This window comes from uncultured Sphingomonas sp., assembly GCF_913774285.1.
GTDB lineage: Bacteria > Pseudomonadota > Alphaproteobacteria > Sphingomonadales > Sphingomonadaceae > Sphingomonas.
This window is the reverse complement of record NZ_CAJYHX010000011.1, coordinates 13,718-34,597: the sequence shown is the minus strand read 5'-3', so window position 1 is coordinate 34,597 and position 20,880 is coordinate 13,718. Positions and strand designations below refer to the sequence as shown.

15 protein-coding genes are annotated in these 20,880 nt (G+C 68.5%); 7 read left to right on the top strand and 8 right to left on the bottom strand.

Annotated features, from left to right (window positions below; all coding sequences use genetic code 11):
- The first annotated feature begins 104 nt into the window (after positions 1-104).
- A complete protein-coding gene (locus QZ670_RS05915; protein WP_294252907.1) occupies positions 105-434 on the top strand; it encodes a hypothetical protein in 330 nt (109 codons plus the stop codon).
- A gap of 95 nt (positions 435-529) precedes the next feature.
- Here the strand turns inward: QZ670_RS05915 and QZ670_RS05910 are convergent, their stop codons facing one another.
- Positions 530-1,819, bottom strand: a complete 1,290-nt coding sequence (locus QZ670_RS05910) for an adenylosuccinate synthase (protein ID WP_294252904.1) — start codon at positions 1,817-1,819, stop codon at positions 530-532.
- Positions 1,820-1,961: 142 nt separating this feature from the next.
- Positions 1,962-5,324: a PAS domain-containing protein gene (locus tag QZ670_RS05905; RefSeq protein ID WP_294252902.1), complete on the bottom strand. Its 3,363-nt coding sequence runs from the start codon at positions 5,322-5,324 to the stop codon at positions 1,962-1,964.
- 124 nt (positions 5,325-5,448) lie between these two features.
- Between QZ670_RS05905 and QZ670_RS05900 the strand changes: the two genes are divergently transcribed.
- Positions 5,449-6,456: a fumarylacetoacetate hydrolase family protein gene (locus tag QZ670_RS05900; protein WP_294252901.1), complete on the top strand. Its 1,008-nt coding sequence runs from the start codon at positions 5,449-5,451 to the stop codon at positions 6,454-6,456.
- Positions 6,457-6,477: 21 nt separating this feature from the next.
- Here the strand turns inward: QZ670_RS05900 and QZ670_RS05895 are convergent, their stop codons facing one another.
- From QZ670_RS05895 to QZ670_RS05880, 4 genes are all read right to left on the bottom strand, one after another.
- On the bottom strand, positions 6,478-7,014 hold the full coding sequence (locus QZ670_RS05895) for a 2'-5' RNA ligase family protein (protein WP_294252900.1): 537 nt from the start codon (positions 7,012-7,014) through the stop codon (positions 6,478-6,480).
- Positions 7,014-10,424 (bottom strand): error-prone DNA polymerase, encoded by a 3,411-nt coding sequence (locus QZ670_RS05890; protein ID WP_294252899.1) that lies wholly within the window; start codon positions 10,422-10,424, stop codon positions 7,014-7,016. The genes QZ670_RS05895 and QZ670_RS05890 overlap by 1 nt, the downstream gene beginning before the upstream one ends.
- A 5-nt stretch (positions 10,425-10,429) precedes the next feature.
- Positions 10,430-11,968, bottom strand: a complete 1,539-nt coding sequence (locus QZ670_RS05885; protein ID WP_294252898.1) for a DNA polymerase Y family protein — start codon at positions 11,966-11,968, stop codon at positions 10,430-10,432.
- Between the two features lie 586 nt (positions 11,969-12,554).
- Entirely contained in the window at positions 12,555-13,268 is a 714-nt protein-coding gene (locus tag QZ670_RS05880) for a protein ImuA (protein WP_294252931.1), read from the bottom strand.
- Between the two features lie 235 nt (positions 13,269-13,503).
- On the opposite strand from QZ670_RS05880, the gene QZ670_RS05875 reads away from it, so the two are divergent.
- From QZ670_RS05875 to QZ670_RS05860, 4 genes are read left to right on the top strand one after another with little or no spacing between them, the layout of a single operon-like run.
- Positions 13,504-14,775, top strand: coding sequence for a 3-methyl-2-oxobutanoate dehydrogenase (2-methylpropanoyl-transferring) subunit alpha (locus QZ670_RS05875; protein WP_294252896.1), 1,272 nt, complete (start codon positions 13,504-13,506; stop codon positions 14,773-14,775).
- Positions 14,776-14,789: 14 nt separating this feature from the next.
- On the top strand, positions 14,790-15,794 hold the full coding sequence (locus QZ670_RS05870; RefSeq protein ID WP_294252929.1) for an alpha-ketoacid dehydrogenase subunit beta: 1,005 nt from the start codon (positions 14,790-14,792) through the stop codon (positions 15,792-15,794).
- Between the two features lie 5 nt (positions 15,795-15,799).
- Entirely contained in the window at positions 15,800-17,119 is a 1,320-nt protein-coding gene (locus QZ670_RS05865; protein WP_294252894.1) for a dihydrolipoamide acetyltransferase family protein, read from the top strand.
- 2 nt (positions 17,120-17,121) lie between these two features.
- Positions 17,122-17,451 (top strand): YciI-like protein, encoded by a 330-nt coding sequence (locus tag QZ670_RS05860; RefSeq protein ID WP_294252892.1) that lies wholly within the window; start codon positions 17,122-17,124, stop codon positions 17,449-17,451.
- On the opposite strand, the gene QZ670_RS05855 is transcribed toward QZ670_RS05860, so the two are convergent.
- Entirely contained in the window at positions 17,422-18,369 is a 948-nt protein-coding gene (locus tag QZ670_RS05855) for a hypothetical protein (protein ID WP_294252890.1), read from the bottom strand. The genes QZ670_RS05860 and QZ670_RS05855 overlap by 30 nt on opposite strands.
- A 128-nt stretch (positions 18,370-18,497) precedes the next feature.
- Here QZ670_RS05855 and rarD point away from each other — a divergent pair, with 128 nt between their 5' ends.
- Positions 18,498-19,391 carry an EamA family transporter RarD gene (rarD, locus tag QZ670_RS05850; protein WP_294252888.1) on the top strand — a complete coding sequence of 298 codons (894 nt, stop codon included), beginning with the start codon at positions 18,498-18,500 and terminating at the stop codon, positions 19,389-19,391.
- A 45-nt stretch (positions 19,392-19,436) separates the two neighbouring features.
- Here rarD and QZ670_RS05845 read toward each other — a convergent pair whose 3' ends face one another.
- On the bottom strand, positions 19,437-20,654 hold the full coding sequence (locus tag QZ670_RS05845) for an argininosuccinate synthase (RefSeq protein WP_294252886.1): 1,218 nt from the start codon (positions 20,652-20,654) through the stop codon (positions 19,437-19,439).
- Positions 20,655-20,880 lie beyond the last annotated feature (226 nt).

The following is a 20,880-nucleotide window of genomic DNA, read 5'->3' as shown; positions in this document are numbered from 1 at the left end:
TGATCCGTTCGCTTTTATCGGTTAATCGAAATCAGCCAATGAGACTTCTTGGGAATTTGGTGGTTAACCTTCCGTTGGCATAATCAACAGAAGGATGCCGTGTAATGTACATCAAGACCATTCTCGCCGCTGCTACGCTGATCGCCGCGCCGGCCGCCTTCGCGCAGCAGACCACCCCGGGCCAGACGACGCCGGGCGGCTCGACCATGGACCAGAGCACCACGCCGGGTCAGCCGTCGACCTCGCCGGCCGATCCGTCGATGAATCCGTCGACCACGACGACGCCGGGCGGCACGACGGGCTCGGGCACGATGAACACGCCGGATTCGTCGACCACGACGACGACCTCGCCCACCGACCCGAGCGCAAGCACGACGGACTCGACCATGGGTGACCAGACCGGCGACAAGCCGAAGCGCAAGCGTCCGCGCTAACGCAGGGTAGCTCGGCGCGGGGCCTTTCCCCCTTTCAGCCCCTCGCCTTGAGCTCCGATGCGCCCGGCCCTCCCCGAGGGCCGGGCGTTTTCGTGTCAATCGGCGAAGGGATCGCGAACGAGAATGGTGTCCTCGCGCTCGGGGCTGGTCGAAACCAGCGCCACCGGGCACTGGATCAGCTCTTCGACGCGACGGATGTACTTGATCGCCTGGGCCGGCAGGTCGGCCCAGCTGCGCGCGCCGAACGTGGATTCGGACCAGCCTTCCATCGTCTCGTAGATCGGCTCCACCGCCGCCTGGTCCGGCGCGCTGGCGGGATAATAGTCGAGCACTTCACCGTTCAACCGATAGCCGGTGCACACCTGGATCTCGTCGAACCCGTCGAGCACGTCGAGCTTGGTCAGCGCGATGCCGGTGATGCCTGAGACCGCGACCGACTGGCGCAGCAGCACCGCGTCGAGCCAGCCGCAACGGCGCTTGCGTCCGGTGACGGTGCCGAACTCGTGGCCGCGCGTACCAAGACGCTCGCCGATTTCATTCTCCTGCTCGCTCGGGAAGGGACCCGAGCCGACGCGGGTGGTATAGGCCTTGGCAATGCCGAGCACGAAGCCCACGGCGCCAGGGCCCATGCCGCTGCCGCTCGCCGCGGTGCCCGACACGGTGTTGGACGAAGTGACGAACGGATAGGTGCCGTGGTCGATGTCGAGCAGCACGCCCTGCGCGCCTTCGAAGAGGATGCGACGGCCGCGCGAGCGCGCCTCGTTCAGCATCTTCCACACCGGCTGGACGAAGGGGAGCACGAAGCCGGCGATGTCGCGCAGCTCGTTCAGCAAGCCCTCGCGGTCGATCGGCGGCCGGCCGAAGCCGGCCCGCAGCGCATCATGGTGCGCGGCGAGGCGATCGACCTGCGGCCCGATCGAATCGAGATTGGCGAGATCGCACACGCGGATCGCGCGGCGGCCGACCTTGTCCTCATAGGCCGGGCCGATGCCGCGGCGGGTGGTGCCGATCTTGCCGGCGCCGCTGGCATCCTCGCGCAGCGCGTCGAGATCGCGGTGGAAGGGCAGGATCAGCGGGCAAGTATCGGCGATCTTGAGCGTGTCCGGGGTCACGTCGACGCCCTGCTCGCGCAGCTTCTCCACCTCGGCCTTGAGCGCCCAGGGATCGAGCACCACGCCGTTGCCGATCACGCTTGGCGTGCCGCGGACGATGCCCGAAGGGAGCAGCGAGAGCTTGTAGACCTTCTCGCCGATCACCAGCGTGTGGCCGGCATTGTGCCCGCCCTGGAAGCGGACCACCACGTCGGCGCGCTCGGCGAGCCAGTCGACGATCTTGCCCTTGCCTTCGTCACCCCATTGGGCGCCGATCACTGCCACATTTGCCATGGATACACGTCCTCCGCCTGCCGGGCGGACCCTGGCCGCCCTTCGACAGGACTCGGCGGCAGGGACTGGTCAACCGGACGCATCGCCCGAAGCCGCGGCGCGAATGGCGAACGCACGCCCGAAGGTCAAGCCTTTCCTGCCGTCAACCGTCCAGTGCAGCGCGGATCGCGATGGCGAGTGCGGCGATGTCGAACGGCTTGGGCAGGATGTGCTCGTCCTCGCGCGCCGCCGGCGAATCGGGAGCGTACCCGCTGGTGAGCAGCACCTTCAGCTCGGGCATCCGTTCGCGCACCCGCGCCGCCAGCTCGCGGCCGCTCATCTCGGGCATCACCACGTCGCTGAACAGCAGCGAGACCTTCTGCCCGCGCTCGAGCAGCCGCAGCGCCTCGATCCCGTCGCGGGCGAAGACCACGCCATAGCCCAGCTCGCGCAATGCCTCGACCGAATAGGTGCGCACCCGGTCCTCGTCCTCGACGACCAGGACCACCTCGCTGGGTCGCCCCCGCGGAAGTTCGCGCTCGATGCTGCTCGCCGCCGGCGTGGGTACGGCCTCGGGCTGAGCCGGCAGCAGCACCCGCACGCAGGTGCCGTGGCCGGGCTCGCTTTCGATCGTGACGTGCCCGCCCGATTGGCGGACAAAGCCGAACACCTGGCTGAGCCCCAGCCCGGTACCCTTGCCGACGCCCTTGGTCGTGTAGAACGGATCGAAGGCGCGCGCCGCGACTTCGGCCGGCATGCCCACCCCCGAATCGCGGATGCGGATCTCGACGAAATCACCCGCGGCGATTTCGTAGCGACCGGCCTCTTCGGCACCGATCGCCACCTGCTCGGTCTCGATCGTCAGCGTGCCGCCCTCCGGCATTGCGTCGCGACCGTTGACCGCCAGGTTGAGGACGACATTCTCGAGCTGGTTGCGATCCGCCACCACCGGATCGAGCCGACGGGCGAACTGGGTCTCGATGACAACGCCTTCGCCGAGCGTGCGCACCAGCAGCTCGATCATTCCGCCGAGCATGTCGTTCACATCGAGGGCGGTCGGCGCGAGCGGCTGGCGCCTCGAGAAGGCGAGCAGTCGCTGGGTGAGCGCCGCCGCACGGCTCGCCCCGTCCCGCGCGGCGACGAGATACCGATCGATATCCGTCCGCCCCTGCGCAACGCGGCGCTCCATCAGGTCGAGCGCGCCGATCACCACCGCAAGCATGTTGTTGAAGTCGTGCGCGATGCCGCCGGTCAGCTGGCCCACCGCCTCCATCTTCTGCGCCTGGCGGAGCTGCGCCTCGGCGGCCATCAGCCGCTCGGTTCGTTCGCGCACCGCGGCTTCGAGTTCCTCGCGCGAACGGGCAAGCACTTCGCGCGCATCGACGATGTCCTGGATGTCGGTGCTCGTGCCGAACCAGCGGACGATGCGCCCGGTCTCGTCCCGCAGCGGCTGCGCGCGGCCTAGGGCCCAGCGATAGATGCCGCTATGGTGCCGCAGGCGATATTCGATGCGGTACAGGTCGCCGGTACGGATGCAATGCTGCCACGCGGCCGCCGCGCGCCGCTGGTCGCCCGGATGGAGGACCGTGCCCCACGCATCGCCGTCGGTGCTACCGCGTTCCACCCCCGTATAGTCGTACCAGCGATCGTTATAGTAATCGACCGCGCCCTCGGCATCGGCCGACCAGACCATATGGTCGATCGAATTGGTGATCGCGCGGAACTGCGCCTCGCTCTCCCGCAGCGCCAGCACCGCATCCGCGCGCTCCACCGAATCCCAGGTGGTTTCCACCACCGTCTCGACGAACGCGATCTCGTCGGGCTGCCAGGCCCGCGGGCCTGCGCCGTTGGCGTAGAAGGTCGCCACCCATTGCCCGCCGCGCAGCAACGGCACGCCGATCGCCGAGGGCGAGAGCTTGCTCAGCTCGGTATGCGGGAATTCGGTGCTGCTATCGTCAAAGGTTACGGTGCGGCCCTGACGATAGCGCTCGACCAGCGGTGCCACTGCATCCAGCCGCCACTGGCCGGCGAATTTGGGCAGGCTGCCATCGGTCCAGCAGGGACCGAGATGGATCACGTCACCGGCCACCCGGTAGAAGCCGACGCGGGCAAGCCCCAGCTTCGCGCCCAGTTCGGCGGCGGTGAGTTCCATGATCGCATCGGGCGTATCGAGGGCGCGCTGGCGCTCGGCAAGGCCATGCAGGAAAGACTGCGCCTCGGTGGCGGAGCGCAGGTCCTCGGCCGCCCCCTGAGCAGCTTCCTCGGCCAGCTTGCGATCGGTAATGTCGAAGCTGACGCCGGGGAACCGCACCGGGCGCCCCTCGGCATCAAAGATGCAGCGGCCCTGGGTGAGCAGCCAGCGCACCTCGCCATCGGTCCGCACCACCCGGAACTCCAGCTTCAGCGGCGCGCGATGGGCAACCGACTGGCGCACCTCCTGGGCGATTCGCACGCGATCGTCCGGATGGATGAAGTTGAGCACCGCATCGAAGGCACCGCCATGCGCGACGCGCGCCGGATCGATACCGAACAGCGCGGCGAAGCGCTCGTCGCCGGTCACCCGGCCGCTTTCCGCCGTCCAGTCCCAGGTGCCGATGCCGGTCGAGGCGTTGAGCGCGAGCTGCAGGCGCTCCTCGCTGTGCCGCAAGGCTTCCTCGGCGGCCGCACGCTCGGTAATGTCGCTGGCGGCGATGAAGACACCGGTGCTCGCGCCGCGAGCGTCCTTCACCGGCTGGAAGGTAAAATCGAGGATCCGGCGTTCCGGCTCCGCGCCGGGTCGCCGCTGCAGCATCACGTCGCGGCTGACCGCACGATAGACGGTACCGCTGCGAAACACCTGGTCCAGCACGTCGACATAGCCCTGCTCGACCACCTCCGGCAGCACCTCTGCCACGCATCGGCCCACCACCGCCTCGCGCCCCACCAGCTCCAGATAGGCGGGGTTGGCCAGCACGAAGCGGTGCTCCGGCCCCTCCAGCAGCGCCACAGCGCCGGGTGCCTGCTGGAAATAGTCCTGCAGTCGCGCCAGTTCCGCCTGCTGGGCGCGCTCGGCAAGCACGACTCGCGTGGTTTCGTTGCCCTGGTTCAGAATGCCGAGCACCCGGCCTTCCGCGTCGCGGACAGGCGTGAAGCTGTAGTTCCACCAAGTGTCGCGCAGTACGCCGTCCCGCGCCATTCGCAGCAGCTGATCGTAGACGGCAAAGCCGCGCCCGGTAGCGACGACCTCTTCCATCTGCGGGCCGACCACGTCCCAGATTTCAGCCCACACCTCGCGGCCTGGACGACCGAGCGCCCAGGGATGGCGATCGGCAGGAATAGGCGCCCAGGCATCGTTGTACAGCAGCCGGAAGTCGGGGCCCCAGTACAACGCCTTGGGGAAGCGCGAGGCGAGCAGCATGTCCACGGTGATGCGCAGCGGCTCGCACCAGGTCTCCGGCGGTCCGAACGGATGGCTGGCCCAGTCGAACGCGCGGATGCGTTCGGCCATGTCGCCGCCATGATCCAGAAAGCGAAGCGGCGCGGCCATGTGCAATTCGTTGATCATGGCCCGCCCCGAAGTCAATGCGACTGGGCAAAATACGTAGCAAAGGGTTACGGTTCCGTGTTCCGCGAAGTTGCACTAAAGCGACCGCCGAAGGAGATGGTGTCAAATGAAACTAGCCAGCCTCAAGCAGGGCCGCGACGGCAAGCTCGTCGTCGTTTCGAACGATCTCGCCTGGTGTGCCGATGCCAGCCATATCGCCCCCACGCTGCAGGCCGCGCTCGACGATTGGGAGCGGGTGGAAGGCGATCTGCGCAACCTCGCCACCGATCTCGAGCATGAGACCATCCCGATGATGCGCTTCCACGAGCGGCAGGCGGCGGCGCCGCTGCCCCGCGCCTATCAATGGGCGGACGGCTCGGCCTATGTGAACCATGTCGCGCTGGTGCGGCAGGCGCGCGGCGCGGAGCTGCCCGAGAGCTTCTGGCAGGATCCGCTGATGTATCAGGGCGGCTCCGACGGGTTCCTGGGACCGCGCGACTCGATCCCGCTCAGGGACGAAAGCTGGGGCTGCGATCTGGAGGCAGAAGTCGTCGTCGTCACCGGCGACGTGCCGCTGGGTGCGAGCCGCGAAGAGGCACTGGCGGCGGTTCGGCTGGTGGGGCTCACCAACGACGTGTCCCTGCGCAACCTGATCCCAGGCGAACTCGCCAAGGGCTTCGGCTTCTTCCAGTCCAAGCCGGCCAGCGCCTTCTCGCCGGTGTTCGTGACGCCTGACGCGCTGGGCGGCTGGTGGCAGGACGGCAAGCTCCACCGCACGCTGATGGTCGACCTCAACGGCAAGCCGTTTGGCCGCGTCGCGGCCGGCGAGGACATGACCTTCGACTTCGGCACGCTGATCGCGCACGCCGCCAAGACGCGGGCGCTGGGTGCGGGAACGATCCTCGGATCGGGCACCGTCTCCAACCGCGACGCCGATGGCGGCCCGGGCAAGCCGATCGGCGAGGGCGGCAACGGCTATTGCTGCCTCGCGGAGGTGCGCACCGTCGAGACGATCCTGCGGGGTGCTGCCGAAACGCCGTTCCTCAAGGCCGGCGACACGATCCGCATCTGGGCGGAGGACGACAAGCACCACCCGATCTTCGGTACGATCGAGCAGACGGTGGTGGCGGGCTGACCTTCCAGCGGCGGGGCGGCGTCAGAAGGCGAGGCTGCCCTGCCGTTCGACGAGCGGCCAGCGGCCTAGTTCAATATGCTGGTGTTCGCCGATGATGCTGTGGATCAGCACAAAGTCGTTCGCCGTCCAGCAGATCGGATCAATCGCGCGGGTAAATGGGACTCCGGCACGGTAGAGCAGCGTAACGTGCGGACAAAAAACCCACTCCGTCCGCAAGAACCCGGCGCGGGCCATTCGCCGCTGAAGAGGGCCCGCCAGTGCGGCAAGCGGCGGGCATCGTCGACTGGAACGCAGCGCGATCGAGCCGTTGCTCCCGGAAAGTTGATCGAGGCGCATCGGAATGGGCGCCGCCGCGATGCTCCCGCCAATTGAGTGCAACGCGCTTTCAAGAAGCGGACAGGGGCGCTTGAAGTCGTCCGTGATGGCGAGCGTGGCATGAAGTCGGGTATCCGACACAAGGTGCTCGGCGGGCCCGAGTTGATCCCGTTGCCGGGCGATGCCGCGACACATCGGCGATGGCTGCAAGGCGAAGAAGTAGCGGTGTTCGATGGCGGACATCAGTGGAAATCGTGCGACTTGATGGGAATGATGTCCTCGCGCCGCGACGGCCAGCTCTCGGGCGTGCGCTGCTTGGGATAGGCGTGCGCGGGATCCGTCGCGCGGGTGACCTTGCGGTCGCGCGAGTCGATCGTGCCGCCATGCGTCGCGCCGTCGCCGGGCATCGTCATCCGCGGCAGATCCCGGGCGCCGACGCTGCGCAGCAGCTCGGTCAGATCGGTGATCGTCTCGGCAATCAGGTGCAGCACCTCGCCCTCGCGCTGGAGCCGCCCCCGCACGGCAATCATCGGCGCGGCGAGGATGATCGGGCGGTAGAGCGCGAAGCGCGCCGGCCAGACGATCGCATTGGCGATGCCGGTCTCGTCCTCCAGCGTCAGGAAGATGCTCTTGGCGCTGCCGGGCTTCTGGCGGACGAGGACGATCCCCGCCACCTCCACCCGCGCGCCGTCCTTCAGCGTCTTGAGGTCGCCGCACGGCCGGATCCGCCGCGCGTCGAGCGTGCCGCGGAGGAAATGGAGCGGGTGCGCGCGCAGGCTGAGCTGGGTGGCGCGGTAATCCTCCACCACCTCGCGCCCGGCGCTGAGCGGGGTGAGCGACACCGCAGGCTCGGCCGCCTGGATCGGCCCTTCGATCCCCGCGAACAGCGGCAGCGGCGCCTGGTCGAGTGCCTTGATCGCCCAGAGTGCCTGGCGGCGATCCTGGCCGAAGGCGCGGAAGCCATCGGCCTGGGCGAGCTTCGTCAGCGCCGCGGGGGAGACGCGGGCGCGGCGCCAGACATCCTCGATCGAGGTGAAGGGCCGCTCGGCACGGGCGGCGAGAATCGCCTCGGCATCGCGGGCGGAAAGGCCCTGCACCACCCGCATGCCGAGGCGGAGGGGAAGCAACCCAAGATCCTCCCCGGCACGGGGAGGGGGACCGCCGCCGAAGGCGGTGGTGGAGGGGGAGCTCGGCAAGGGATGCCTGCGTGGAGCCCCCCCTCCCCCATGTGCTGGCGCACATGGCCCCCCTCCCCGTTCCGGGGAGGATTGTAGGACGCGCGTATCCCAGTCGCTGTCGTTGATGCACACCGCGCGCACCTCGACCCCATGCTCGCGCGCATCGCGGACGATTTGCGCCGGCGCGTAGAACCCCATCGGCTGGGCGTTGAGCAGCGCCGCGCAGAAGATGTCGGGATGGTGGCACTTCATCCAGCTTGAGGCATAGGCGATCTTGGCGAAGCTGGCCGCATGGCTCTCGGGAAAGCCATAGCTGCCGAAGCCCTCGATCTGCTTGAAGGTGCGTTCGGCGAAATCCTGGGTGTAGCCCTTCTTCAGCATCCCGCTGATCATCTTCTCCTTGAAGTGCGTGACACCGCCGGTCGACTTGAAGGTCGCCATCGCCCGCCGCAGCGCATCGGCCTCGGCGGGCTCGAACCCGGCGCCGACGATCGCCACCTTCATCGCCTGCTCCTGGAACAGCGGCACGCCGAAGGTCTTGTCGAGCACGTCCTTCAGTTCCTCGCTGGGGTATTCCACCGCCTCCTTGCCCTCGCGCCGACGAAGATAGGGATGGACCATGTCGCCCTGGATCGGCCCCGGGCGCACGATCGCGACCTGGATGACGAGGTCGTAGAATTCCTTGGGCTTGAGCCGCGGCAGCATCGACATCTGCGCGCGGCTCTCGATCTGGAAGGTGCCAAGCGTGTCGGCCTTCTGGATCATCTTGAAGGTATCTTCGTCGTCCCTCTGCATCTCGTCCGATGCCAGGGTGAGCTTGATGCCCTTGTGCTGCTCCAGCAGATCGAACGCGCGCCGCATGCAGCCGAGCATGCCGAGCCCGAGAATATCGACCTTCATCAGGCCGAGCGTCTCGATATCGTCCTTCTCCCATTCGATCACCCGCCGGTCGACCATCGCCGCGGGCTCGATCGGCACGATCTCGTCGAGATTGGCCTGGGCCAGCACGAAGCCGCCGGGATGCTGCGAGCGGTGCCGCGGCGTGCCGATCAGCTGGCGGGCGAGGTCGAGCGTCAGCGCCAGCCGCGGTTCGCTCGCATCCAGGTTGAGCGCGGCGGCATCGGCCTCGCTTACCCCTTCGTTGGACCAGCCCCACACCTGTCCCGCCAGCCCGGCGGTCACGTCCTCGGGCAGCCCCAGCGCCTTGCCGACCTCGCGCACCGCACCCCTGGTACGATAGCGACTGACCACGGCGGTGAGCGCAGCATGGCGCGCGCCATAGGTCTCGTAGATCCACTGGATCACTTCTTCGCGCCGCTCATGCTCGAAATCGACATCGATATCGGGGGGCTCGTTGCGGTCTGCGGAAAGGAACCGCTCGAACAGCAATTTGTGCTTCACCGGATCAATCGAGGTAATGCCGAGCAGGAAGCAGATCAGCGAATTGGCCGCGCTCCCCCGCCCTTGGCACAGTATCTCCTGCGCACGGGCGAAGCGGACGATCGAATGGACGGTGAGGAAATAGGGCGCGTAGCCGAACGTCTCGACCAGCGTCAGCTCCTTCTCCAGCAGCTCCACATAAGCGGGCGGCGGGCCCTCCGGGAATTTCGCGGCCAGCGCATCGCGGGCGAGCTTGGCCAGCGCCTCCTGCGGGCTGCGGCCGGACATCACCACTTCGTCCGGGTAGCGATAGAGCTTGCCGAGTTCGCGTGGGGAGAAGCTGCAGCGCTCGACCACCGCTTCCACCGCCTGCAGCGCCTCGGGCCAGGCGGCGAAGCGGCGCGCCATTTCGTGCGGGGGCTTCAGGTGCCGATCGGCGCTGCGGGCGCGGCGGAAGCCGAGATCGTCCACGGTTGTGGTGTGGCGGATCGCGGTCATCACATCGTGCAGCATCCGCCGGTCCGGGTGGTGATAGAGCACGTCGCCGGTGGCGAGCGGGGTGAGGCCATGCGCGGCGGCCGCTTCGGTGAGCGCGTGCAGCCGCACCGCCTCCTGCGGGCGACGGTGGCGGGTGAGCGTCACATGGCCGCGCTCTCCGAACACATCCGACATCCAGCGCAACGCTGCCGGGTCGCCGGCATCCGCCATGCCGGGCACCAGCGCGGCAACCAGGCCGTCCGCATGTCCGGCCACGTCTTCCCAATGGAGGAAGCACTGTCCCTTTTCGCCATGCTGCGCATCCGCCCGCGCCTTGCCGATGCTGAGCAGCCGCGTGAGCCGCGACCATGCGGCGAGATCCTCCGGCCAGACCAGCACGCCGCTGCCGTCGGTCAGATCCAGCCGGCAACCGGTGACCAGCCGCACGCCGGTCTCTTCCGCCGCGACCAGCCCGCGCACGATCCCGCCGACGCTGTTGTGATCGGTGATGCCGAGCGCGGGCATGCCGTACGCCGCCGCCGCCTCGAACAGCTCGGAAGGGGCGGAGGCACCGCGCAGGAAGGAATAATGGCTGGTGACCTGGAGCTCGCTGTACATGGCGGTCACCCGAACAGGCCGTGCAGGTACCAGCTGAGATCGCCGGTCACTTGGCGCTCGCCATCGCCCTGGCGGAACAGCCAGTAGCGGCGGCCGCGCTCGTCCTCGACGCGGAAATAGTCGCGGGTGGCATGGGTCTCGGCGGCGCGCTTCCACCATTCGCCATGGATGCGCTCGGGCCCGTCGGCATGGACCACCTCGTGCCGCTCGCCCCGCCAGGTAAAACGGCGCGGCGGCTGGTCGGGAAGGGCTGCGACGACATGGTCGAGCCGCTCGGGCCGGCGGAGCAGGCGGATCGGGCGCGGCCAGTCGGGGTGCCAGGGCGGCAGCGGGGCGTTCCGATCCAGCTGGCGGACATCGTCGGCCTTCATCGGCGGGGCTTCGCGCTCGGGCGGGTCGAGGGGGGGCAGTGCTGCGGCCGAACGCTCAGGCACGTCGCTCTCCACCGGCCGCATCCGCCACAGCCGCGCCATGCCGATGCGGGTCGCCAGCGTGTCGATCAGCGGGGCGAGATCGGGCACCGTCTCGGCATCGAGCCGCTCATCGACCGGCTGCGCGCCCAGCGGTTCGCTGCGCAGCAAATGCAGCGTCATCGCGTCGAGGCCATAGCCGGGTTCGATCTGGTCGATCCGGCGGGCGAGCAGGCGGAGGAGATGCGCCGGATCGCGGCTGGCGCGGGCAAGGCCGATGCCGATGCGCTGCGGCACGCCGTCGACCCGATCGGCGACCAGCCCGATGCGGCGCGCGCCCTGCCCCGCCTCGGCCAGCGCTTCGGCGAGACGGTGGACGAGATCGCCCAGCCAGTGCGCGATCACCTCGGGGGTCGCGATCGGCTCGGCGAAACGCTGGGTTACAGCGATCGGCTCGGGCGGGGTGACCGGGGTAACCGGCTCCGGGATGCGGCCCAGCGCCTGGTCGAGCCGTGCGGCGATCGTGGTGCCGAAGCGGCGGACCAGCGGCGCGCGGGGAAGCGCCGCGAGCTGGCCGATGCTGTCGACGCCGAGCCGGTGAAGCAGGTCGATCGCATCGCCTTCCAGCCGCAGCGCCTCGACCGGCAGCGGCGCCAGCCAGGCGGCGTGTTCGCCCGGTGGGCAGCGGAGCAGCGTCTCGGGCCGGAAGCGCGCGAATGCCGAGGCGGCACCGGGGGTGTCGGCGACGGCGATCTTGCTGGCAAACCCCAGCCGGGCGAGCAGCGCGTGCAATCGGCGGAGCATCCGGGCTTCGCCGCCATGGAGATGGGCGACGCCGGTCAGGTCGAGGAACAGCAGGTCCTCGCCGGCGAGGGTGATGCTCGGCGACCAGCGGCGGGCTAGGCTGTGCGCCAGCCGTTCGAGATCGGCGCGGTCGCCGTCCGTGTCGGCAGGGTCGACACGGAGCTCGGGCACCAGCGCGCGGGCCTGGGTGAGCGCCATGCCGATACGGATGCCCGCGCTCATCGCGACCGGGCAGGCGGCGGCGACTTCGCTGCGGCTGCCGGTGCGGCGGGAGAGGACGCGGGGAGACTCCACACCCCCTTCGTCATCCCTGCGGAAGCCGGGATCCATTGCCTTCTCCGTCGAAGAAGAAGCCGAAACCTCCAGGCGAATGGATCCCGGCTTTCGCCGGGATGACGATGGTGGGGGCGGCACAGGCGCAGCAACCGACGACGTAGCCACGCGCACCGCCAGCGGCAGCCGCACTACGCCGCCCGCTATCGCGCCGCCCTCGTCGGGCCGCATCCGCTTGAAAGCATGCTCCGCCGCCTCGCTCCGCCGGCCAAGCTCGCGCATCGGCGGCCGCTGGTGCGGCGGCAGCGCGGCAATGGCAGCATCGCGCGCGGCCCGCGCCCAGCGCGCACCCGGCCGCCAGCCGCCGCCCCGCTGGACGGAGCAGGCTGCTTCCTGCTCGGCAGAGGCGAGCGCTTGGACGGAAGCGAACCGTTCGTCGCCTGCGCTCCCCTCCCGCTCGCGGGAGGGGCTGGGGGAGGGACTGACGTGGAAGAACTGCTGTACGGTTTCAGCCCCTCCCCCGACCCCTCCCGCAAGCGGGAGAGGAGCGCGGGTGGCTCCGGAGTCCGCATTCTTGCTGTCGTTCCCTCCTGCAACCGGAAGAGCGGCAGAGATGGAATGCTCCTGAAGACTCGCGCCCCGCTCAGGCGGCGGCAGCGCGCGCCGCTCGGCCCGCCGCACGCGGTCGAGCGACCAGTGGGGCAGGAAGAGCGCAGCGACCCGTTGCATCGCAGGCCTCCACCAAGAGTTGGAACGATTCCCCCCCACGTTGCCGCGCCAGCGACACGTCCCAGCGCGGCCGGCCGACCCCCTCCACCGGCAGCGGTGCCGAGGGCGCACAGCCGATCCGCCAGCGCGTCACTGCCGCCGAGGGCGCGCCCAAGGGATCGCTCCCCTCGCGGGCATGGCGCTTGAGCAGCAGGGCGATGGTGCGGCCCCCCTCGGCCACCAACTGCAGCCGTCGGGTGGCGGGCATGGCCAGCCGCTTCACTTCGCCAATCACCGCGCCGAGCCCGCGATGGCGCAGCCCCTCCTCCATGATCGCGAGCAGTTCGTCGTCGTCGCGCGCCTCGGCGTAAATGACGCGCTTGGGGTCGAGGCCCACCTGCGCCAAGCCGGGGGCGAACAGGTCGCGCCGCCGCACCACCCATAGCACTGGGCCCCAACAGCGCGCGGCGATTCCGCCGATAAAGGTGGTAGCGGCGCAATCGTCGGTCAGGTCGGGCGTGGCGCCCGCAATCTCGTGCAGCGCATCGAGCCGCAGGCCCCCGTCGGCCAGCTTCGAATCGAGCCGCTCCAGCCCGAAGGGCAGCACCGGGCGCCGACGGAATCCGGTGCCGTCGATGGCGCTGAGCATTGCGCGCAACTGGTCGAGAGTGGCAGGATCGGGCACGGCGACTCGCTCGGGGTGGATTACAGGTCCGACTCGTTCGTTCCTATTTTGTTCTAATTCTGCCGCGAGTCAATCGGACTCCGGACCCCAAATTTTTAGGCCAGCGCTGCTGACCCATCTCGACAGGCCAGTTGAAATTTTATAACAAGGGCGTGAAATCGAGTCCGTGGGCGACACGGCCGTATCTGATGGAGAGACCATGACGGTGGACGCCCCGCGCGCCAACCTGCCGCCCCTATCGCTGCACGTGCCAGAGCCGCGCTTTCGCCCCGGCGACGAGGCCGATTTCAGCGATCTTTCGATCCCGCCCGCCGGCGCCGCGCGCCGCCCGGACACCGCCGAGCCTGCCGATCGCTTCCACGAACTCGCCTACGGCCTGGTGCGCGTCCTCGACGACGCAGGCAACGCCGTCGGTCCCTGGGATCCGCGGCTCGATGCGGAAGCCAAGCGCAAGATGCTGCGCAGCATGGCGCTTACCCGCGCGTTTGACGAGCGCATGTTCCGCGCCCAGCGCCAGGGCAAGACCAGCTTCTACATGAAGTCCACCGGCGAGGAGGCGGTGTCGGTCTCGGCTGCGCTGGCCATGGCGGGCGACGACATGTGCTTCCCCAGCTATCGCCAGCAGGGCATCCTGATCACCCGCGGCTATCCGCTGGTCGAGATGATGAACCAGATCTACTCCAACCGGAGCGATCCGCTGCAGGGCCGGCAGCTGCCGATCATGTATTCGTCGAAGGAGACCGGCTTCTTCTCGATCTCCGGCAACCTCGCCACCCAGTACCCGCAGGCGGTGGGCTGGGCGATGGCGAGCGCGGCGCGCGGCGACACCCGCATCGCCGCCACCTGGTGCGGCGAGGGCTCGACCGCGGAAGGTGACTTCCACTCGGCGCTGACCTTCGCGACCGTCTATCGCGCCCCGGTGATCTTCAACGTCGTCAACAACCAGTGGGCGATCTCGAGCTTCTCGGGCTTCGCGGGTGCCGAGGTGACCACCTTCGCGGCGCGGGCGATCGGCTATGGCATCGCGGGCCTCCGCGTCGACGGCAACGATGCGCTGGCGGTCTATGCCGCCACCCAATGGGCGGCCGAGCGCGCGCGGACCAACCAGGGCCCGACGCTGATCGAGCATTTCACCTATCGCGCCGAGGGCCACTCCACCTCGGACGATCCCAGCGCCTATCGCTCGGCCGGCGAGCCCAATGCCTGGCCGCTCGGCGATCCGATCCGGCGGCTCAAGGACCATCTGATCGGCCTCGGCGAATGGGACGAGGAACGCCACGCGGCGATGGACCTCGAGCTCGCCGAGACGGTGAAGCGCGCGCAGAAGGAGGCCGAGAAGAACGGCATCCTCGGCCACGGCATGCACCAGCCGTTCGAGACCATGTTCGAGGGGGTCTTCGAGGAGATGCCCTGGCACCTGAAGGAACAGAGCGACCAGATGATCGCCGAGCGCAAGGCGGCCGGGATATGAGCGGCGCCCCCCGGATGAACATGATCCAGGCGATCAACTCCGCCATGGACGTGATGATGGAGCGCGACGACCAGGTCGTCGTGATGGGCGAGGATGTCGGCTATTTCGGCGGCGTGTTCCGCGCGACCGCCGGGCTCCAGGCCAAGTACGGCAAGACCCGCGCGTTCGACACGCCGATTACCGAGATCGGCATCATCGGCGTGGCGATAGGCATGGGCGCCTATGGCCTGCGCCCGGTGCCCGAGATCCAGTTCGCCGATTACATCTACCCGGCGCTCGACCAGCTCGTCTCCGAGGCGGCCCGCCTGCGCTACCGCTCGAACGGCGACTTCACCGCGCCGATCACGGTACGCTCGCCCTATGGCGGCGGCATCTTCGGCGGGCAGACGCACAGCCAGTCGCCCGAGGGCATCTTCACCCATGTCTCGGGCATCAAGACGGTGATCCCGTCGACGCCCTATGACGCCAAGGGCCTGCTGATCGCCGCGATCGAGGACAATGACCCCGTCCTCTTCCTCGAGCCCAAGCGCATCTACAACGGCCCGTTCGACGGCCATTATGATCGCCCGGCCAAGAACTGGACCGCGCATCCGGCAAGCGAAGTCCCCGAGGGCTATTACCGCGTCGAACTCGGCAAGGCGGCCACGGTGCGCGAGGGCGAGGCGGTGACGATCCTCTGCTACGGCACGATGGTGCATGTCGTCGCAAGCACCGTCGAGGAACTGGGCGTCGACGCCGAGATCCTCGACCTGCGCACGCTGGTGCCGCTCGACATCGAGGCGATCGAAGCCTCGGTAAAGAAGACCGGCCGCTGCATGATCGTCCATGAGGCGACGCGCACCTCCGGCTTCGGTGCGGAATTGTCGGCGCTGGTGCAGGAGCGCTGCTTCTACCATCTCGAAGCGCCGATCGCCCGCGTCACCGGCTTCGACACGCCCTATCCCCACAGCCTCGAATGGGCCTATTTCCCGGGTCCGGTGCGGATCCGCGAGGCGCTCAACAAACTCCTCAAGGACTGACGCCCATGGCTCGTTTTACCTTTCGTCTGCCGGACATCGGCGAAGGCATTGCCGAGGCCGAGATCGTCGCCTGGCACGTGAAGATCGGCGACCGCGTCGAGGAAGACCAGCAGGTCGCCGACATGATGACCGACAAGGCCACGGTGGAGATGGAATCGCCCGTCTCAGGCGTAGTGGTCGCGCTCGCCGGCGAGGTGGGCGACCAGGTGCCGATCGGGTCGGCGCTGATGGTGATCGAGGTCGAGGGCGAGGCTGCGGCGCCGGTTGAGGCGGAGACCGCGGTCGAGGAGCAGGTCGAGGCTGAAAATCCGGGCGTTGAGGAAGCGACGGACGCAGAGCCAAGCGCTCCCCTCCCGCTTGCGGGAGGGGCAGGGGGAGGGGCTGAAACTGCGCCCGCACCCGCAGCAACAACTCCAGCCCCTCCCCCCGCCCCCCTCCCGCAAGCGGAAGGGGGAGAGAAGGTCCACGTCCTCGCCTCCCCCGCTGTGCGCGCCCGCGCGGCGGATCTCGGCATCGACCTTGCGCAGGTGAAGCCTGCCGAAGGCGACCGCATCCGCCATGCCGATCTCGACGCGTTCCTTCGCTATGGCAGCGCACAGGGCTATCACGCCCCCTACGCAAGCCGCGCCCGCGAGGATCAGCCGGTGAAGGTGATCGGCATGCGTCGCCGCATCGCCGAGAACATGGCCGCGTCGAAGCGCGCCATCCCGCACTTCACCTATGTCGACGAGATCGACGTCACCGCGCTGGAGGCGATGCGCGCCGACCTGAACGACAATCGCGGCCAGCGCCCCAAGCTGACCATGCTGCCGTTCCTGATCGTCGCCTTGTGCCGCACGCTGCCCGAATTCCCGATGCTCAACGCCCGCTATGACGACGAGGCCGGGGTGGTCACCCGCCATGGCCGCGTCCATCTCGGCATGGCGACGCAGACCGATGCCGGGCTGATGGTGCCGGTGATCCGCGACGCGCAGGACAAGAATGTCTGGCAGCTGGCGAGCGAGATCACCCGCCTCGCCGAGGCCGCGCGCACCGGCAAGGCGAAGTCCGAAGAGCTGAGCGGCTCCACCCTCACCGTCACCTCGCTCGGGCCGCTGGGCGGCATCGCGACGACGCCGGTGATCAACCGGCCGGAAGTGGCGATCATCGGCCCGAACAAGATCGTCGAACGCCCGATGTTCCACGGCGACGAGATCGTCCGCGCCAAGCTGATGAACCTGTCGATCAGCTGCGACCACCGCGTCGTCGACGGCTGGGATGCGGCGAGCTTCGTCCAGGCGGTGAAGAAGCTGCTCGAGACGCCGGTCCTGCTGTTCGCCGACTGAGCATGGCGCATGTCCTGCTCCGCTATACCCTGGCGCCCGACTATCTCGCGCGCCGGGGTGCGCTTCGAGAGGCGCATCTCGCGCTGGCCTGGGCGGCGTCGGACGCAGGCACGCTGTTGCTTGGGGGTGCGGTCGGCGACCCCCCGGAGAGCGCGCTGCTGCTGTTCGGCGATGCGGAGGCGGCGCGGGCCTTTGCCGCGCAGGATCCCTATGTGACGAACGGTCTCGTCACGCACTGGGACGTGGTCCCCTGGGCGACCGTGGTGGGGGCGGAAGCGGCGACGCCGATCAGCCCCGCCGGATCACTGCGAAACGAAGACCGACTGGCTTAGCGCGTCGCGCACGGCCTCGCGGCCCTCCAGCATCCGATCGCGCTCGCTGCGGTTGAGCTGCTCGGCATCGGCGGCAAGCTGCTGGCGCTTCGCCTGGAGCTTGCGGAATGCCGCCTCGTCCGCGGGTGCCCGGAAGCCGAACAGGCCGCCCATATTGTACCAGCCGCGCCGGGCGAGCAGCTGGCAGAGCTGCTGCGTGGCGTCGAGCATCGCCAGCCGGTTCGCCTGGCGCGGATCGTCACCTTCGGCACCCGCCATCGTCGCGATTCCGTACTTGGCCGATTCCGGTAGCCGCGCGTCGGCGATCGCCTGGCGTAGCGCCTGCCGCTCGGCAGCCTGCGCCGTGCCCGCCTTTTCGGTCTCGCTGCGCAGCGCCGCGAATGCCGCGCAATTGCCGATCGCCCGCGGATCCTGCGTCAGCAGATAGGGGCTGTTGAGCGCCGCCGCACCGAGCCGGGCAAGGCCCTCGCCATAGCGCTGCTGCGCCGCCGTCTCCGCAGCGGCCACGGCAGCAAAGCGACGTGAAATCGGCCCGCGCGCGGCCGCGTCGCCGGGGAAGCGCAGCGTGCCGTCGGCGGTAGGCTCGACATCGGCGAAGCTGCTCGCATCGGTACGCGCGCGGCTCTGGAACTGGCCGTTGGTGACCAGCCCGGCGACCGCACCGGTCGCGAGCAGCACCACCGCCGATCCGGCGCGCCAGCCCAAGCTTGCGCCGCGCAACACGGCCAGCAACACCAGCAGCCACAGCAGCGCGCCCAGCGCGACGCCCGCGCCGATCAGCACCGCCAGCGGCTGCGGCGGCAGCAGCAGCGGTGCCGCGATGGCGGCAATCACCAGCAGCGCGACGCCGGCCAGGGTCGCGAGCAGCGCCAGCGAAACGGGCGCGGCGCCGCGCGCATCTTCATCCTCTTCGATCATGGTTCCCCCCACAGGATCGGCGCGACCTTAGCAGCGCGGCCAAAACCCTCAAGCGGACATGCTTTTCATGCCGATCCCAAGATTTCACTTGGTTGCGCTGCATCGCAGCAAGAGGCATCGATGCCCGCATGACGCAATCTCAGGGTGCGGACCGCGCCGGCCTCCTTCTCGGTATCAGCGCCTATGCGATGTGGGGCGTGTTGCCGCTGTACCTGCACCTGCTCCAGCCGGTTCCGGCGCTGCAGGTGCTGTCGCACCGGGTGCTGTGGTCGCTGCTGTTGCTGGCTGTGATCGTGGTCGCCCTGCGTCGGGTGAAAAGCATCGCGGCGGCGGCGCGGGGGCGGACCCTGCTGCTCCTGCTCGGCAGCGCGGCGCTGATCGGGATCAACTGGCTGGTCTATATCTGGGCGGTCCAGAACGCGCATGTGCTCGATGCGAGCCTGGGCTATTTCATCAACCCGCTGGTCAATGTCGCGCTGGGCATGCTGGTGCTCGGCGAGCGGCTGCGGCGCTGGCAGGGCGTGGCGATCGGGCTGGCGGCACTGGGGGTGCTGCTGCTGACGCTGCACGGCGGCGGCGCGCTGTGGATCCCGCTCGCGCTGGCGTTGAGCTTCGGCGGCTATGGTCTGCTCCGCAAGGTGGCGGCGATCGATGCGCTGGGCGGGCTGACGGTAGAGACGCTGCTGCTCGGGCCGGCGGCGCTGGCGGTGCTGCTCTGGGCGAACCACAGCGGTACGGCAGCGTTCGGCGGTTCGACGCGCATGGACGTGCTGCTGATCGCGGCGGGCGCCGTCACCGCGACGCCGCTGCTACTGTTCGCCGCGGCGGCCAAAAGGCTGCCCTACGCAACCATGGGGCTGCTCCAGTACATCGCGCCGACGCTGCAGTTCCTGGAGGCGGTGCTGATCTTCGGCGAGCCGGTGCTGCCGGTCCACCTCGCGACGTTCGCGCTGATCTGGTCCGGCTGCGCGCTGTATGCGTGGGACAGCCTGCGCGCCTATCGGGCGGCGTCCCGCAGATAAGCGTTTCCTCCCCCGGCTACGCCGGGGGAGGAAACGGTCGTTCCTTTACCCTTCGCGGCGGCCGAGCAGGCGCAGGCGCAGGGCGTTGAGCTTGATGAAGCCCGCCGCGTCGCGCTGGTCGTAGGCGCCCTGGTCGTCCTCGAAGGTGACCACCTTCTCGCTGTACAGCGAATAGGGCGACTTGCGACCGGTGACGATCACGCTGCCCTTGTACAGCTTCAGCCGCACGGTGCCGGTGACCTTCTCCTGGCTGTAATCCACCGCGGCCTGCAGCATCTCGCGCTCGGGCGAGAACCAGAAGCCGTTGTAGATCAGCTCGGCATAGCGCGGCGCCAGCTCGTCCTTGAGATGCGCGGCGCCGCGGTCGAGCGTGATCTGCTCGATGCCGCGATGCGCGAGGTGATAGATGGTGCCGCCCGGCGTCTCGTACATGCCGCGCGACTTCATGCCGACGAAGCGGTTCTCGACCAGATCGAGCCGGCCGATGCCGTGCTTGCGGCCGAGCTCGTTGAGCGCGGTGAGCAGGGTCGCCGGCGACATCGCCTGGCCGTTGAGCGCCACGCCGTCTCCGCGCTCGAAATCGATGGTGATCGTCTCGGGCTCGTCGGGGGCGTCCTCGGGGTTCACCGTGCGCGAGTAGACGTAATCGGGCACTTCCTCCCACGGATCCTCGAGCACCTTGCCCTCGGACGAGGTGTGGAGAAGGTTGGCGTCGGTCGAGAAGGGCGATTCGCCGCGCTTGTCCTTGGTCACCGGGATCTGGTGCGATTCCGCGAACTCGATCAACTTGGTGCGGCTGGTCAGGTCCCATTCGCGCCAGGGTGCGATCACCTTGATGTCGGGGTTCAGCGCATAATAGCCGAGCTCGAAGCGGACCTGGTCGTTGCCCTTGCCGGTGGCGCCGTGGCTCACCGCGTCGGCACCGACTTGCTTGGCGATCTCGATCTGGCGCTTGGCGATCAGCGGCCGCGCGATCGAGGTGCCGAGCAGGTAGAGCCCCTCGTAGAGCGCGTTTGCGCGCATCATCGGGAACACATAGTCCTTCACGAACTCCTCGCGCACGTCCTCGATGAAGATGTGCTCGGGCTTCACGCCGGCCATCTCCGCCTTCTTGCGCGCGGGCTCCAGCTCCTCGCCCTGGCCGAGATCGGCGGTGAAGGTCACCACCTCGCAGTTATAGGTCTGCTGCAGCCATTTCAGGATCACGCTCGTGTCCAAGCCGCCCGAATAGGCGAGGACGACGCGATTGATCTTATCCGACATGGGGCAGGGACTCCGAAATGGGGAAACGCGCGCCCTGTACGGCCCGCGCGCTCGGGGTGCAACTCCGGCGGCGATTTGGCCCGGTCGCAGCGAGGCGTCGCATACCAAGTCTACAGGAACTAGCACCAAAACGGACCGATTCACGTGTTGCAGCGCAACAATACACTCGGAACCCGCTGATTAGTAAGGAAAGTTTCCGTTTGACAAAAAGCAGCAATCTTATGTT